General features: G+C 59.2%; 13 protein-coding genes. 5 read left to right on the top strand and 8 right to left on the bottom strand.

What is annotated here, in order from left to right:
• Nucleotides 1-271 precede the first annotated feature (271 nt).
• The gene (gene deoA, locus HB376_RS35140; RefSeq protein ID WP_213768305.1) at nt 272-1,591 is read left to right on the top strand and encodes a thymidine phosphorylase; all 1,320 of its coding nucleotides are present in this window, start codon (nt 272-274) and stop codon (nt 1,589-1,591) included.
• Between the two features lie 93 nt (nt 1,592-1,684).
• On the opposite strand, the gene HB376_RS35135 is transcribed toward deoA, so the two are convergent.
• Entirely contained in the window at nt 1,685-2,341 is a 657-nt protein-coding gene (locus HB376_RS35135; protein WP_213768304.1) for a TetR/AcrR family transcriptional regulator, read from the bottom strand.
• A gap of 342 nt (nt 2,342-2,683) precedes the next feature.
• On the opposite strand from HB376_RS35135, the gene HB376_RS35130 reads away from it, so the two are divergent.
• Nucleotides 2,684-3,082, top strand: a complete 399-nt coding sequence (locus HB376_RS35130) for a DUF3331 domain-containing protein (protein ID WP_213768303.1) — start codon at nt 2,684-2,686, stop codon at nt 3,080-3,082.
• A 49-nt stretch (nt 3,083-3,131) separates the two neighbouring features.
• Here HB376_RS35130 and HB376_RS35125 read toward each other — a convergent pair whose 3' ends face one another.
• Together HB376_RS35125 and HB376_RS35120 are read right to left on the bottom strand one after the other, a co-directional pair.
• The gene (locus HB376_RS35125) at nt 3,132-4,772 is read right to left on the bottom strand and encodes a tannase/feruloyl esterase family alpha/beta hydrolase (RefSeq protein WP_213768302.1); all 1,641 of its coding nucleotides are present in this window, start codon (nt 4,770-4,772) and stop codon (nt 3,132-3,134) included.
• A gap of 267 nt (nt 4,773-5,039) precedes the next feature.
• A complete protein-coding gene (locus HB376_RS35120) occupies nt 5,040-5,900 on the bottom strand; it encodes a LysR family transcriptional regulator (protein ID WP_213768301.1) in 861 nt (286 codons plus the stop codon).
• Nucleotides 5,901-6,025: 125 nt separating this feature from the next.
• On the opposite strand from HB376_RS35120, the gene HB376_RS35115 reads away from it, so the two are divergent.
• Together HB376_RS35115 and HB376_RS35110 are read left to right on the top strand one after the other, a co-directional pair.
• On the top strand, nt 6,026-7,414 hold the full coding sequence (locus tag HB376_RS35115; RefSeq protein ID WP_213768300.1) for a DHA2 family efflux MFS transporter permease subunit: 1,389 nt from the start codon (nt 6,026-6,028) through the stop codon (nt 7,412-7,414).
• A gap of 96 nt (nt 7,415-7,510) precedes the next feature.
• On the top strand, nt 7,511-8,515 hold the full coding sequence (locus HB376_RS35110) for an aldo/keto reductase (RefSeq protein ID WP_213768299.1): 1,005 nt from the start codon (nt 7,511-7,513) through the stop codon (nt 8,513-8,515).
• A gap of 75 nt (nt 8,516-8,590) precedes the next feature.
• Here the strand turns inward: HB376_RS35110 and HB376_RS35105 are convergent, their stop codons facing one another.
• The 3 genes from HB376_RS35105 to HB376_RS35095 all read right to left on the bottom strand — a co-directional run bounded on the left by HB376_RS35105 (nt 8,591) and on the right by HB376_RS35095 (nt 10,856).
• A complete protein-coding gene (locus tag HB376_RS35105; protein WP_213768298.1) occupies nt 8,591-9,250 on the bottom strand; it encodes an epimerase in 660 nt (219 codons plus the stop codon).
• Nucleotides 9,247-10,176, bottom strand: a complete 930-nt coding sequence (locus HB376_RS35100; protein ID WP_213768297.1) for an SDR family oxidoreductase — start codon at nt 10,174-10,176, stop codon at nt 9,247-9,249. The genes HB376_RS35105 and HB376_RS35100 overlap by 4 nt, the downstream gene beginning before the upstream one ends.
• A 95-nt stretch (nt 10,177-10,271) precedes the next feature.
• Entirely contained in the window at nt 10,272-10,856 is a 585-nt protein-coding gene (locus HB376_RS35095) for a TetR/AcrR family transcriptional regulator (protein WP_213768296.1), read from the bottom strand.
• Nucleotides 10,857-11,087: 231 nt separating this feature from the next.
• Here HB376_RS35095 and HB376_RS35090 point away from each other — a divergent pair, with 231 nt between their 5' ends.
• Nucleotides 11,088-12,155, top strand: a complete 1,068-nt coding sequence (locus HB376_RS35090) for an AI-2E family transporter (RefSeq protein WP_213768295.1) — start codon at nt 11,088-11,090, stop codon at nt 12,153-12,155.
• Nucleotides 12,156-12,262: 107 nt separating this feature from the next.
• Here HB376_RS35090 and HB376_RS35085 read toward each other — a convergent pair whose 3' ends face one another.
• Nucleotides 12,263-13,915: a SpoVR family protein gene (locus tag HB376_RS35085; RefSeq protein ID WP_213768294.1), complete on the bottom strand. Its 1,653-nt coding sequence runs from the start codon at nt 13,913-13,915 to the stop codon at nt 12,263-12,265.
• Entirely contained in the window at nt 13,912-15,177 is a 1,266-nt protein-coding gene (locus tag HB376_RS35080; RefSeq protein ID WP_213768293.1) for a DUF444 family protein, read from the bottom strand. The genes HB376_RS35085 and HB376_RS35080 overlap by 4 nt, the downstream gene beginning before the upstream one ends.
• Between the last annotated feature and the right edge of the window lie 36 nt (nt 15,178-15,213).

Here is a 15,213-nt window from a genome sequence, read left to right as displayed (position 1 = left end):
GTTATGTCAAATTATAAATTACCATCCACGAACCTACTTCCTAATGCCGTCGCTCAACAACTTCCCGCCTCGGCCCCTGATAAACCGCGCCATTGACGATATATTCGCAGAGGCGATCTCGGAAGCGGATTCGCTCTACGCCAAGACATCGCTTGGGTCTATATAGTACGAAAAAATCCACCGCTTGAAGTTACTGAAGTTACTCAAGGCATTCAAGCCGACGCACCCATACCCCGCGACTCAAGCAGCGAGCCTTCCCGAGGAACCATCCATGTTCTTGCCACAGGAAATCGTCCGTAAAAAACGCGACGGACAAACACTCTCGAAGGAAGACATCGTCAGTTTCGTTCGTGGCATCGTTGAAGGCAGCGTAACCGAGGGACAAGTCGCCGCCTTCGCGATGGCCGTGTATTTCAACGACATGAGTGTCGACGAACGCGTGGCGCTCACGCTCGCGCAGCGCGACTCGGGCCAGGTGTTGCAATGGGGTTCGTTCGACCTGCCGGGTCCGGTTCTCGACAAGCATTCGACGGGTGGCGTCGGCGACCTGACGTCGTTGCTGCTCGGTCCGATGGTCGCGGCCTGCGGCGGATTCGTGCCGATGATCTCAGGCCGTGGCCTCGGCCACACCGGCGGCACACTCGACAAACTCGCCTCAATCCCCGGCTACAACATCGCGCCCGACACCGGCACATTCCAGCGCGTCGTGCGTGACATCGGTGTTGCGATCATCGGGCAAACAGCGCAACTGGCGCCTGCAGACCAGCGAATCTACGCCATCCGCGATATCACCGCGACGGTGGAATCGGTCGCGATGATCACCGCGTCGATCCTCTCGAAGAAGCTCGCGGCGGGCCTCGAAGGACTGACGATGGATATCAAGGTGGGTTCGGGTGCGTTCATGCCGACCTACGAGAAGTCGGTCGAACTGGCGAGAAGTATCGTCGATGTGGGTAACGGTGCAGGATTGAAGACTACGGCAGTGCTGACCGACATGAACCAGCCGTTGGCGCGCTGCGCGGGCAACGCGCTGGAGATCCAGTGCGCCATCGACTACCTGACGGGGCGCGTCCGACCGGTGCGGTTACATGAAGTCACCCTCGCGTTGGCGGCACAGATGCTCGTGCTCGGCGGTCTCGCCCCTAACCTCGCTCAAGCTCAAGTACAACTGAATGCGGTCCTCGACTCAGGCGCCGCAGCCGAACGTTTCGCGCGGATGGTCAGCGCACTCGGTGGTCCCGGCGATCTGCTCGAAGTGCCCGAGCGTTATCTGGGCCATGCGCCGGTTGTCTTGCCGGTTGTCGCGCCACATGCGGGTTTCGTTGCGCGCATCGATTGCCGGGCACTCGGTCTGGCGGTCGTCGGCCTGGGCGGCGGCCGGCGCGGGCCCGAGGACAAGATCGACTGTCAGGTTGGTTTGACGGAGCTCGTCGAACTTGGGCAAGGTGTCGAGGCAGGCCAGCCCCTCGCCGTTGTGCACGCCCGCGACCTGCAGTCCGCGCAAAACGCAGCGAGTGAAATTCAAGCCGCGTATGCGTTCGCGGCGAGCGGCTTGCCGGTGCCGCCGAGCGTGTACAGCCTCGTAGATTGACATGCCCAAAACAATCGTCAACCGCCCTCGTTCGCGGCACTCAAGACGCGATAAACCGCGCAATCACGAACGAGTTCAAATGTCTACACGCCTTTAAAGCATGCTGAGCGCGGTGGCGAGCACGGCCTGCTTGAACTTCACCGGATCGTTCGGAAGCGGAGAGAAAATCGACAGGAGATGACTGTACGAAACCGTCTTGCCCACCCCATTAGTTAGCATGGCGAACAATACCTCCGGGTCGTTGGGCGCCAGTTCGCCTGAATCGATCGCGTCGGCGAGCAGCGGGACAAACACGTCGTGATAAGGACGCAGAAGGCGTTCTATCAGTACATCCAGCCGCTCGCCCTGCTCGGTTGCGACTGTCGCGAAAAACGTCCCGATATCCGGCTCGCTAAACACCTTGTCGATAAAAATACCCAGCGCCCGCTCTACTCTCTGACGATTCGTCAGATCGGCGGTACGCAGCTTTCCCGTTGCATCGATCATGGGTGCGGTGTGCTGCGCGATCTGCTCGACCACCGCGATCCACAATGCCTCTTTCGAACCAAAGTGATGCGAAATGAGCGCCGGATCCACCCCCGAGTCCCGCGCGATTTCCCGCACGCTGGTCGACTCGAACCCGCGCTTGGCGAACGCCCGCCGCGCGCTTTTGAGCAGCGCGTCGGAGCCGGCTATCTGGCTGCAGGCGGGCCGGCCGCGCGAACGTTTCTCCTTGGCGGCTTGCGCCGGGCGTGCGGTTGAAGCTGTCATGGTTCGATCCGGATTCCAATGCTGTAAGGCGAGCCCGAAGTTTAACCGACGCAAAGTGCCCCACCCCGCATCGGTCCGCGCGGCGTTTGACATCGACCGCCAGAATGCCCTAATATCGCATTAATTCATCACTCGTTGAATATTCTTTCGCAGCGGACGCTTCGCGCAACTGAGTCCCGCCATGCTTTACGGACTGCGTCAGCAGGCTTTGGCAAAACGAGCCTGCCGTGACGGCCGAATGCATCGATGGCCTTGTGCGACCGCCAATCCGCGTGACGTGATGGTCTCGTCGTGACGCCGGAGAAACCGGCTGCCCGGAATTTCTTGTAAAGGAAAGGTGAGATGCTCGAGAAACACACCAGTGCATGGTCCCGAACCGTAGCGTTACTCGATAACGCACGCGCCCAGCAAGTCGCTGACGAAGCAACACGAATTTCCCGGCGGCGTCCGGCAAAAACCATCTGGACCGATCACGCAGCGTTGATGGTCAGCGTGATCGAACTCCCCACTCCACGCACTGCCACGGTTTCATGGTGCGACCCGCTCTCGGGCTATTACGGGCATCAGACGTGGCGGGTAGCATTGGCCAAGCAAGGCGGCGAGTGCGTGCTGAGCGGCAAGTCCATCAAGCGCGGTGACTTTATCTATCGGCCTGCGACTAGCCAGCCGCCGCCCGGCAATGCAGGCGCGATGATCATCGCGTCCGAGCTGGTGCCTTGCGCCACGCCGAGTCAATCGTAGTCAGGGTGCGAGTCGGTGCCTTGGCCGACGCACTCCGCACGAACACTGCTCAAGGGTTCTCGCATCGAAAACTTGAGGCATTGTTGACGTTGCCGTGGCCCAGATACTTCGGGTAACCGGGATACCGGCACAGCGGCCGGGTCCGGCCGTTGGTCGCGCTCGCTATGTCCGTCCCGACCAGCGTCTCCGGCGCGATGTTCGCGGTGACCCAGCGGTCGAGCGCACCCAGTTCATCCCACGCAGGAATGAACACGCCGTTGCCGTGCTGGAATCCCGGCACCATGTAAAGCCGCATGAATGAATCGACAATACTCTGCCCGTACTTCTCAACCAGCGAATCATAGAAAGCAATGGTCTGGTTCGGGCTGATGACTTCATCGGCGAGACCGTGCATGGTGATCAACTTGCCGCCATGCGCAATGAATGCCGATAGGTCAGGGTTCATCGCCCCGACTGTCTCCGATAAATCGATCAGGCGGGACTTATAGATTCCCGGATGATCGACATCGAAGCCGAGTGTGTTGAAGCGCAGGTCATGCGTGACGAAGTACTTCATGTAGCTGTCGCCTTGCGTGAAAAGATAACCGTTGGCATCGAAGCGCGAGGGCTGCGTGAGCGCCGATGAATTTCCGAGTCCCAGCCCGCTGGAAAAATCCACGCCCTGGAACACGTTGTATCCGTAGTACTTCGTGACCCCGTAGGCAAGTTCATACGGTAACGTAAAACCATCGCGCAGAACTTCCAGCGTCGCAAGCTGCGCCTGCGATAAACAACTGTCCCGTAACGAAGGCCGTTGCCCGTTCGCACATTGCAGTTGCGCGATGATCTGCGGTTCGTGTTCACGGCACGCTTGCACATTCGAGACAATGCCGTCGACCACGCCATCCAGCGCGTCGCATTCCTGGAGCACAGTCTCGACCACGCGTTTTTGCTGGACCGGCCCGACAAAACCCCCTGGCGTCCCATAAGCCGCCTGCCCTACTTTCACGCCCATCAACCGCACGCCCGAAAAGTTGATGGCCGGTGCGTTGGCGATCACACCGTCGTAGTCGTTTGGATATCGTTCGATCACCGTGAACGCTTCGCGACCGCCGGTCGAGCCGCCGGCGAAGTAGGTTTGCTCGGGCTTGCGCCCATAGCCCATGATGATCAGCGCCAGCGCCACGTCATGGGTTTTCTTGAGATGACCGTAGCCGAAGTTGATCACGGCTTCGTCGTTCATCGCGAAATCGGCGCGGCCGGAATTGCCTACATGGCCAGAATCGGAGCCGAAAGTTGCATAGCCGTTGGACAGCGGCGAGGCGTAGGGCGCGAAGGCCGTAGGCTCGGTGCCGCTGACGATCACGCCGTTGTAGCCGCCTCCGCCCATCTGCAACGCGCGGCCGTTCCAGCGTGCGGGCAGATTGACCTCGAAGCGGATGTCGGGCGTGGTGTCCAGTTCCGCCTTGATCACGCCGACAAGGCGGCAGTACTCGCCATTGCGGTTTTTCGGCGCGGCGGCGGCTACGACTGACGCGTCCAGGATGGTTGCGCCCCGAGTAGGCAGGCCGATCACCGATGCCGGCACCGACTGGCCCTCCAGTTCGGCGCAATGCTTGACGACGTACGACGCGGCGCTCGCGTGAGTGCTGCACGCGAACAGGGCAGTGAACAACAGCGCACGCGGGAGATGAGTTGTAGCTTCGGGCATTGCCTAATCGGGGTGAATTGCTGCGGTGCCTGACTGTAATCAGTTGCTGTGCCAGGATTGAAGCGGAAAGCCGACAGCGTTTTTCGCCGCACAATATATAAGAAGCATCCTATTGGCAGAAATCCGATTGCCTGAATTCGTTGCGTTTGCACAACCGGTTTGCACGATCCGCATCTCTTTGTGGCGGTGCAATTGATCCGATGAATAGCGTCACATTTGCGTCAGCCCTTCGCGCATGCGTCATGCCAGGACGAAATTAACAACCGCTCATTCGCCTGCCCATTCACCTTGCAGATCGCTATTTTGCAAAATCTCCAGCAGCGTCTCCGCAGGGCGGCTCAAATGCTTCGCCCCCAGGGCGATGAACTCGACCTCCGGCAACTCAGGCAGAGCAGCGCGATTCACCGGCGGCGAAAGTCCCCTGCCCGCGAGGAAATGAGACCGCACGGTGAGCCCCAGCCCACCGCGCGCAGCGGCAATGCACCCTGCATACGAACTGCTCGTGCAGACCATCTGCCAGCGCGCGCCAACCGCGGCCAGCGAGTCGAGCACCACCGCACGCGTCACACTCGGCTCGGCGACGAGGATCAACGGCAGCGGCTGTTCAAGGTCAACCTCGGTGCCCGTCAACCCAATCCATTCGAGCTGTCCGGAAAACAGCAGAATGCCGCGTGGGTCGCCAATGCGCCGTTTGCCGATCAGCAAATCGATCGATCCCGCATCCAGATGCTCGTAAAGCCGCCCCGTCATGCCGATCGTAATCTCCAGTTCAACGTCCGGATGAGTCCGGCGAAATGCCGCGAGCACGCTCGGCAAGGGGCCAAGCGCGACATCGTCGGAGGAACCCAGGCGCACGCGGCCCCTGAGCCGCGGCGAGCGGAACTGCAACTCGGCGTGGGTCATCGCGTCCAGGATCATGCGGGCGTGGACCAGCATGGCTTCGCCGTCGGCGGTGAGCGCGAGCGAATGGGTATCGCGCACGAGCAGCCGGCGGCCGACGTGCTCCTCCAGCCGCCGGATGTGCTCGCTCACGCTGGATTGCGTGAGCCGGAGCTGCCGCCCAGCGTCGGTGAAACTGTGCGACGCGGCCACCGTCGCGAACGTGTTCAGCCAGACTGGATTGAGCATGATCCATTGTGATCGGATTTATCGATGATAGTCAATGCGGCCAGCGGGGTTCCCGATTGCCAATTGTCGTCTTAAAATCGACACATCGCGTTAAAACCTGCGCGACATTGTTCCTGCTGCAATCGATGACTTCAAAAAACTCACACACGGCGCTTTTGTGGATCGTAGCCGTCGGCTTTTTCATGCAAGCCCTCGACACGACCATCGTCAACACGGCCCTGCCCTCCATTGCGCACAGCCTCCACGCGCAACCGCTCGCGATGCAGCCTATCGTCGTCGCTTACACGCTGACCATGGCGCTCCTCACGCCCGCGTCCGGCTGGCTTGCCGACCGCTTCGGCACCCGGCGCGTCTACTTCGTCGCCATCCTGTTGTTCGTCATCGGCTCGCTGTGCTGCGCCAACGCGCAGTCGTTGAATCAACTGATCGTGGCGCGCGTGATCCAGGGGATCGGCGGCTCCATGCTGTTGCCTATCGGCCGGCTGGCCGTGCTGCGCAGCGTGACGGGCGAGGCCTATGTCTCCGCGCTGGCAGTCATTTCAATTGCCGGCCAGGTTGGCCCGATTCTCGGACCGACGCTCGGCGGCTGGTTCGTCGAATCGTTTACGTGGCACTGGATTTTCCTCATCAACGTACCTATTGGCGCCGTGGGTTTGTTCGCCGTGCATCGTTTTCTTCCCAACGATGCCATTACACAGGCGGCCCCCTTCGACTTTATCGGCTGCGCGTTGCTGTCACTCTGCATGGTCGCGTTTTCAATGGGCCTCGACAGCCCCGCGCATACGCACAAACTGCTGGTGTCGGGCGCACTGTTCGTGCTGTCCGCGGTCGCTGCACTCGCTTACATTCCCTACGCCAAACGCCGGCGCAATCCGCTTTTCAAGCTGTCCTTGTTCAGCGAGCCGAACTTCAGCGTGGGCTTGATCGGCAACCTGCTGTGCCGGATCGGATCAAGTGCCGTACCGTTTCTCCTGCCGCTGCTGATGCAATTGCAACTCGGTTATACGCCGCTGCACTCGGGCTTGATGATGTTACCCGCCGCATTCGCCGGCACCGTTGCAAAGGGCTGGATCTCGCCGCTCGTGAAGCGTTATGGCTACGATAACTTCCTGCTGTGGAACACCATTCTTGTCGGCGCGTCGATAGTCGGCTTCGCTTCGTTCTCGGTGAGTACGCCGCTCGTGATCGAGATCGCGATCCTTGCCGTATTCGGTGCGTGCAATTCCATGCAGTTCGCCGCGATGAACAGCGTCACGCTTAAAGGTTTGTCGATCAAGGACGCGGGCAGCGGCAACAGCCTTTTTTCGATGGTGCAGATGCTGGCCATTGGCCTCGGGGTGTCGATTGGCGGCGGCCTGGTGTCGGTGTTCTCGGAGAGTCTCGGCTCGGCGGCGCTTGCGTTCCGGATCGCGTTTGTTTGCGTGGGCCTGGTGACGCTGGCATCGGCCATTGTGTTCCGCTTCCTCGATGCCGTGCCCCCGCGTCCTTCGCCGCGGGCCGCAGCAACCTCATAGTCGACTCATAACGAGCAGCACTTCAGCCACGCAAATGCAGGCTCGCGCCTGAACGTTTAAGCTGGCTGGACATTCAACACGCCCAAGGAGCTTGCCATGCAGTATCGTAAATTTGGCCGTACCGGCCTGAACGTCTCGCGTTTGTGCCTGGGCACGATGACCTTCGGTTTGCAGACTGAAGAGGATGTGTCGCGCAGCATCATGGATCGTGCGGCTGAAGCCGGTGTCAATTTCATCGATACCGCCGACGTCTATCCGCTCGGCAGCACGGAAGACGTGGCCGGGCGCACGGAGGAGATCGTCGGGCGCTGGTTGAAGGACTCGCCTGCCCGCCGCAGCCAGTTCATCCTGGCGACCAAGGCGGTCGGCAAGATGGGGCCTGCAGCGTGGGATCAGGGGGCATCGCGCAAGCATTTGCTGGACGCTATCGATGCCTCGCTCAAACGTCTTAATACCGATTACGTCGACCTGTACCAACTGCATTCCGACGACCTCAACACGCCGCTCGACGAAACCCTGGAAGCGCTCGATACGATCGTGCGCCAAGGCAAGGCGCGTTACGTGGGGGTATCGAATTTCCTGGCATACCGGCTCGCCACTGCGCTGGGCCGCTCTGATTTCTTGCGCGTAGCGCGCTTCGTTTCCGTCCAGCCGCGCTACAACCTGCTATTCAGGCAGATCGAGCGCGAACTGTTGCCGCTCGCGACAGACGAGCATCTGGCCGTGATCCCGTACAACCCGCTCGCGGGCGGCTTGCTGACGGGCAAACATAAACACGATACCGCGCCGTCGGAGGGCCGCTTTACGGCGACCGTCGGCCGGGCGGGACCGATGTATCACCAACGCTACTGGCATGAGCGCGAGTTTGAAACCATCGAAAAATTGAAGAAGATCGCGAGCGCAACCGGTGAGTCGTTGACGAAGACATCGGTGGCGTGGGTGCTGGCGAATCCGGCGATTACGTCCGCGATTATCGGCGCGAGCCGGCCCGACCAGCTCACGGATACGCTGGCTGCAGTGGATCTTGCTCTGAGTGACGAGATCAAGGCGCAGCTGGACGACGCCACGGTGGAGTACCGCTGGGGCGATGCTGCGCGATAAGCCACGATAAGCCGCAACCGGTGATTTGTCGTTTGGGCCTTCGGCATGCGTGCCCGGGTTCGAACGACAATCTCTCTAATACCGGGTAATGTCCCGCGTTTCCAGCACTCGCGACGCGGCGCGTTCCTTGGCCACGGCGATCATCGCCCGCCCCAACTGGCTGGTCGTCGTAACCGCGTTCGGAAACGCGCGCCGCATCACGGGAAACAAGGGCCGCAGCAGAGAAATCGCCATCTGATACACCGCCGTCTTCGAGCGAATTCCGTCCATCGGCTGGATCATGCCGGGGCGATACATATAGGCGGCCTTGAACGGCATATGCAGCAGCGCGTTTTCGGTGCGGCCTTTCACGCGTGCCCACATGCTGCGTCCGCGCTCGGTGCTATCGGTTCCTGCTCCCGTCACGTACGAGAAAGTCATGCCCGGATTAAGACGCGACAAGGTCCGGCCGACCGCGAACGTCAAATCGTACGTGAGGTGCGTGTAGTCGGCCTCGCTCATCCTGAACGACGACACGCCCAGGCAGAAAAAACAGGCATCGAAACCGGTGAGTTCGGACTCGATCGGCGAGAGATCGAAGAGATCCTTATGCACGATCTCGGTCAGCTTCGGATACTGCTGGCCCGTCGCATTGCGCCCCACCGTCACCACTCGTTCGATATCCTTATCAAGCAGGCATTCGCGCAACACACCCTGCCCGACCATTCCGGTCGCGCCAAAAATAAGCACTTTCATGATTTTCCCGGCCAGGACACGCCTGTTAGTTTCACCGATACGTCCCACAGTTTAGCGGCAACCGTCGTGTCCTTCGCTTGGGGGGAGATGCGTGCCTCGGCGGGGGCGCCGATCAACTCCTGGAAACCCTTTGGGCCGTAATAAGCGCCGGGCCGCGCATCGGGCGATGTGGCCGCCAACAGCGTGGGCAGCGCGCCATCAGCGGCGCTATGGCTCAGGAATGGCATCATCGCGCGACTGAGCATCGACAACACGCCCGAATTACCCGGCCCGTTCGCGATGAGATCCGTCCGTGCAAACCCCGGATGCGCCGCGTTGCTCATGAGATGCCAGCCGTTTGCGTCGCTGCGGCGTTGCAGTTCGAGGGCGAACATCAACATGGCGAGTTTCGACTGTTCGTACGCCGGCCACGCTTTATAAGCACGCTCGCCTTGCAGATTATCGAAGGCGATCTTGCCTCGCCTGTGCGCAATGCTGCTCAGGTTCACCACGCGCGGCGCGGCACTTTTTTCCAGCATCGGCAGCAACTGCGCGGTCAGCGCGAAGTGACCGAGATAGTTGGTGCCGAACTGGCGCTCGAAGCCATCGGCGGTTGTTTCATGCTTGGGCAACATCATCACGCCGGCATTGTTGACGAGCACATCGATCGCCTCGCCTTCTTCAAGCAGTCGCCGCGTGGTGCTCGAGATCGATGCAAGGCTCGCGAGGTCAATAGGCTCGAAACGAATCCGGGCATGGGGCACTTCGCGGCGAATGCGTTCGAGAGCGATTCGCCCTTTGGCCTCGCTGCGCCCGGTGAGAATCACTTCAGCGCCGGCCCTGGCCAGTTCGAGCGATGTTTCATAACCCAATCCGCCAGTCGCGCCGGTCACCAGCGCGCGTTTGCCCGATTGCGAGGGAATGTCGGCCGTGGTCCATGTACTCATGTGTTCGTCCTCCAGATGTTTTTGCGTGAGTAATCAGTCATTAAAACCTTGGATCAAGCGAGCAACAAAGCGTGCCCGTTTGATCAGTCGGTCATTCAACTATCCGTATTGCGGGCAATGCCGTTCCAGAACACCTTGAATCCAATCTTCCGATACTCACCAGCCTCCTCCGGGTACGCGGTCATGAAGGCCATTGTGGTTTCGGCCATCGACTTCATGCTTGCAGCAATAAACGCGACCGGATAAGCGTGCAAGACGCCCGTGTCGATACTGTGTTGCGCCAGCGCTTCGATCTCGGCAAACGGTTCATAACCGACGGCCTTTGACTCTTCGCTGACCGTATCCGCCACTGACAACTGATCGAGCACATTCAACCGTCGCGGGTTCGCGACGCCCCAATCGACGAACGCGCCCCACAGGTATTCCAATCGATCGCGTATGGGTCCATGCCGGGGGAACTGCGTCATCAGGGCATCGGCGAGATCGAGCTTGATGGAACAGTACAGCGCGTTCACCAGTTCGTCCTTCGTGCGGAAGTAGGTGAACAGGGTCCCTTCCGCGACGCCCGCCTGCTTCGATATAGCCGATGTCGGCGCGGCTGCAAGCCCGCGCCGGGCAAAAACCTGTTCCGCGGCGAGCAGCAGCGCGTTGTGTTTGTCGTCGCTTTTGGGTCGAGCCATCGTGCGTGATCGAATCGATGTGATTAATGAGTGAATACTCAATTATACCTATTTTCAAGATACCGGCAACATGACAGCGGAAGACCGGCCTCAAGCGTTAAATAAATATTACAAAATGCGCTGGATGGACCAAAACTTGCACGTGCTAGCATCCGCAATTGCATTGTCGGGGTGACTTGGCGTTGAAGCTCGCGCTCCTCGCTTGGGCCTCCGCCTCATTTCAGGGATCTCATGAATAGCCGCTCGGTTCACCAGAACTTCTTCCATCTCTTGCTGTTTGTCGTCACGGTTGCGCTCTGCTGGATCTTGTTACCGTTCTTTGGCGCGATCTTCTGGGGCACGATTCTCGCGATCCTGTTCCAGCCCTTGCAGCGTTATCTCGCGGCTAAATTCGGCAAGCGGCGCAATCTGGCGGCGTTCGCCACGCTGGGCTTGACGATCGTGATCGTGATCCTGCCGCTCAGCTTCGTCGCGGCCACGCTCGTCCAGGAAATCGGCCTCGCGTACGCCCAGGTCAAGGCTGGCCAGCCCAATTTCACGACCTACTTCCAGCAAGCCATTCACGCACTGCCGGACTCGGTGCAGACGCTGCTCGGCCGCTTTGGCCTGACCGATATCCCGAGCATCCAGCAACGGCTGACCAACGGCGCCGCCGCGATCAGCCAGTTCGTCGCTTCGCAGGCGTTGAGCATTGGCCAGAACACGTTCCAGTTCGTGATCAGTTTCGGCGTGATGCTGTATCTCGTGTTTTTCCTGCTGCGCGACGGCGGTGAAATCGGCCGGCGCATCCGCCGCGCCCTGCCCCTGGACGATGAACCCAAGCAACACCTGATCGCCAAGTTCACCACCGTCGTCCGGGCCACCGTGAAGGGCAATATCGCGGTGGCGGCGGTCCAGGGATTCCTCGGCGGCATGATCTTCATGATGCTGGGTATCCAGGGCTCGCTGCTGTGGGGTGTCCTGATGGCGTTCCTGTCGCTGCTGCCGGCCATTGGCGCGGCGTTGGTCTGGGCACCGGCCGCCGCCTATTTTCTGCTCACCGGCGATATCTGGCGCGGCGTGATCCTGATCGTATTCTGCGTGGTGGTGATCGGCATGGTGGACAACGTGCTGCGCCCTATCCTGGTGGGCAAGGACACGAAAATGCCTGACTGGGTGGTGCTGATTTCCACGCTCGGCGGAATGGGATTGTTCGGGATCAACGGCTTCGTGATTGGACCGCTGATCGCCGCGCTGTTCATGGCAAGCTGGGATTTGTTCACGCAAAACGAAGAAGCCAGGACTATCGATAAAGTCTAGGGTCTCGGTGCAGCTCAATAAAAGTAGAAAACCGGCTAGCTGATCAACTCAGTGAGCCGGTTTTTTTATGCGGTTTTTTTATACCCCAATGAACGAACACAAATGACTCAACGTTTCTCCGCTCCGGTGTATTTACAATCGAAGCGCTTTCTCACTGTTCCGTTTTCGTCGACGCTTTCAAGATATACGTCGAATTGCCACAGCCGCGCCATGTGCTTGAGGACCTCTTCGCTGTCATTGGTCAGGTGACGGTTATCGGTCATGAAATGGCGCAGCGTCAGGCTGCGATCGCCACGAGTATTCACTGAATACACCTGGATATTCGGCTCACGATGATGCATGTCGTACTGCCGCGACAACGCCTGGCGAACATACCGGTATCCGCTTTCGTCGTGAATAGCGGACACTTCCAGCGAGTCGCGCATATCGTCGTCGAGAATGGAGAACAGGCGCATTTCTCGAATCAGATGCGGCGATAAATACTGCGCAATAAAACTCTCGTCCTTGAAATTGCGCATGGCGTAATGCAGCGCTTCAAGCCAGTCACTGCCGGCAAGCTCCGGAAACCATTCGCGATCCTCATCCGTTGGATGTTCACAGATGCGGCGAATATCGCTCATCATGGAAAAACCCAGCGCATACGGATTGATGCCGCTGTAATACTGTTTGGTCACGGGCGGTTGATACACCACGTTACTGTGCGAATGCAGGAACTCCATCATGAAACCGTCTTCCAGACGGCCTTCCGAATAAAGCGTATTGAGCAGCGTGTAATGCCAGAACGTGGCCCAGCCTTCGTTCATGACCTGCGTTTGCCGCTGCGGATAAAAATACTGGCCGACCTTGCGGACAATACGAATGACTTCGCGCTCCCATGGCTCAAGCAGCGGCGCATTTTTCTCCGCAAAATACAGCAGGTTTTCCTGGGGTTCCGGCGGATAACGGCTTTCAATTTCCTCGGTCGTCGTCGCCTTTTTATTCGGCAGCGTGCGCCAGAGTTCATTCACTTGCGACTGCAAATACGCTTCACGTTCGCGCCGGGCAGCCATTTCCTTCGCCAGTGACAATTTCTGCGGCCGCTTATACCGGTCCACGCCGTAGTTCATCAGCGCGTGACATGAGTCGAGCAGTTCCTCCACCCGGTCAATGCCATGCCGCTCCTCGCATTCCGCGATGTAATTCTTCGCATAAACGAGGTAATCGATAATCGCGTGCGCGTCCGTCCACAGCCTGAACAGGTAGTTGCCCTTGAAAAACGAGTTGTGTCCGTACGCTGCGTGCGCGATGACGAGCGCCTGCATCGTCATCGTGTTTTCTTCCATCAGGTACGCAATGCACGGATTCGAGTTGATGACAATCTCGTAGGCCAAGCCCATTTGCCCGCGCCGATAACTCTTCTCGGTAGACAGGAAGTGCTTGCCGAACGACCAGTGCCGATAGTTCACCGGCATGCCGACCGACGCGTACGCGTCCATCATCTGCTCGGCGCTGATTAGCTCAAGCTGGATCGGGTACACGTCGAGCCCATAACGCTGTGCGACACGGGCAATCTCAGTGTCGTATTCTTCGATCAGTTCGAAGGTCCAGTCCGATGGACACGGCAAGGGCCTTTTTTCCGCCACGTTCATGGTGTCTCCTTCCGACGCCGCGTTTTTGCGAGGCTTCCTGGCCTTTTGTGGCGCGCTGTCTTGTGCTTTCAGTTCTTCGCCAGGTTTGAGGTGATACCCACGTGCTTCGTTGTCCAAATGCCGTGTCGTCATGCAGCCGCCTGTTGTTTCTCAAACAATTCGCGAAAGACAGGATAAATATCTGCAGCCGATTCGACTTTCTTCATCGCGAGTTCAGGCGCGCTTTGCGCCAGATGAGCATATTCCACCCAGAGATTCTGCTCTTCAGGCGCTACTTGAATATAGGCAAAATATCGCACCTTCTGAAGGATGTCCTCGGCGAGGAGCTTCCGGCACTTGGGCGAATCGTCAGTCCAGTTGTCGCCGTCGGACGCTTGCGCCCCGTAGATATTCCACTCGGTAGGCGAATACCGCTCGTCCATGATCTTCTTCATCAACTCAAGCGCGCTGGACACGACCGTGCCGCCGCTTTCAGTCGAATGGAAGAAGGTTTCTTCGTCCACTTCTTCGGCGCGCGTGTGATGCCGGATGAAAACGACTTCGATCTTTTCGTAATTCCGGTTCAGGAACAGGTACAAAAGGATGAAGAAACGCTTCGACAGATCCTTGCGCTGCTCGTCCATGGAACCGGACACGTCCATCAGACAAAACATCACGGCCTTGCTCGAAGGCGTGGGCTGCCTGGTCCGGTTGACGTACCGCAAGTCGAATGGGTCGATGAAAGGAATTCGCGTGATGCGCCCCTTCAGGATCACGATATCGGCTTCCAGCCGCGCGATTTCCTCGGGGTCGCCTTTCTCGTCAAGAAGCACTTCCAGCTGACGCTCCATCTCGTGCAACTGACGCGATAACGGCGACCCTAGCGCGATCCGCCGCCCCAGCGCGCTACGCAACGAACGGACAACGTCGATATTGTTCGGGGTTCCTTCGGCCGAAAACCCCGCCCGCACGTTTTTCCACGTGGGCACCGCAGCCAACTGAGTTTTGACGAGACGCGGAAGCTCGAGGTCATCGAAGAAATACTGCATGAACTCTTCCCGCGACAACTCGAACACGAAGTCGTCCTGCCCTTCGCCCTCGTTGCTCGCGGTCTTACCGCCGCCACCTCCACCGCCATTCGGGCGCGCGATCTTGTCGCCACGAATGTATTCGGCGTTACCCGGATGCACGAGCTCGCGCTTTCCGCCAGGACCATGCCGGAACGAGGGTTCGGCAATGTCCTTCTTCGGAATCGTGATGCTTTGCGTGCTCTGGATGTCCTTGATGCTTCGATCCCGAACGGCGTCCGACACCGCGCGGCGAATATAGTTTTTGACACGACGCAAAAAGCGTTCGCGATTGGCAATGCTCTTGTTCTTGCCGGCTAACCTGCGGTCGATGATTTGATGCAGCACATCCAGTCTCCCGCGTAATTGGCGAGGAAGCGAAGT

This window comes from Caballeronia sp. dw_19 (assembly GCF_018449515.1).
GTDB lineage: Bacteria > Pseudomonadota > Gammaproteobacteria > Burkholderiales > Burkholderiaceae > Caballeronia.
This window is presented reverse-complemented; position numbering and strand designations above follow the sequence as displayed.

Bases quoted from the DNA above. Each gene is read 5' to 3' on its own strand.
- HB376_RS35100 (WP_213768297.1), bottom strand. From the start codon at position 10,176: ATGAGTACATGGACCACGGCCGACATTCCCTCGCAATCGGGCAAACGC.
- HB376_RS35130 (WP_213768303.1), top strand. From the start codon at position 2,684: ATGCTCGAGAAACACACCAGTGCATGGTCCCGAACCGTAGCGTTACTC.
- HB376_RS35110 (WP_213768299.1), top strand. From the start codon at position 7,511: ATGCAGTATCGTAAATTTGGCCGTACCGGCCTGAACGTCTCGCGTTTG.
- HB376_RS35105 (WP_213768298.1), bottom strand. From the start codon at position 9,250: ATGAAAGTGCTTATTTTTGGCGCGACCGGAATGGTCGGGCAGGGTGTG.
- HB376_RS35095 (WP_213768296.1), bottom strand. From the start codon at position 10,856: ATGGCTCGACCCAAAAGCGACGACAAACACAACGCGCTGCTGCTCGCC.
- HB376_RS35135 (WP_213768304.1), bottom strand. From the start codon at position 2,341: ATGACAGCTTCAACCGCACGCCCGGCGCAAGCCGCCAAGGAGAAACGT.
- HB376_RS35090 (WP_213768295.1), top strand. From the start codon at position 11,088: ATGAATAGCCGCTCGGTTCACCAGAACTTCTTCCATCTCTTGCTGTTT.
- HB376_RS35120 (WP_213768301.1), bottom strand. From the start codon at position 5,900: ATGCTCAATCCAGTCTGGCTGAACACGTTCGCGACGGTGGCCGCGTCG.
- HB376_RS35085 (WP_213768294.1), bottom strand. From the start codon at position 13,915: ATGACGACACGGCATTTGGACAACGAAGCACGTGGGTATCACCTCAAA.
- deoA (WP_213768305.1), top strand. From the start codon at position 272: ATGTTCTTGCCACAGGAAATCGTCCGTAAAAAACGCGACGGACAAACA.
- HB376_RS35125 (WP_213768302.1), bottom strand. From the start codon at position 4,772: ATGCCCGAAGCTACAACTCATCTCCCGCGTGCGCTGTTGTTCACTGCC.
- HB376_RS35115 (WP_213768300.1), top strand. From the start codon at position 6,026: ATGACTTCAAAAAACTCACACACGGCGCTTTTGTGGATCGTAGCCGTC.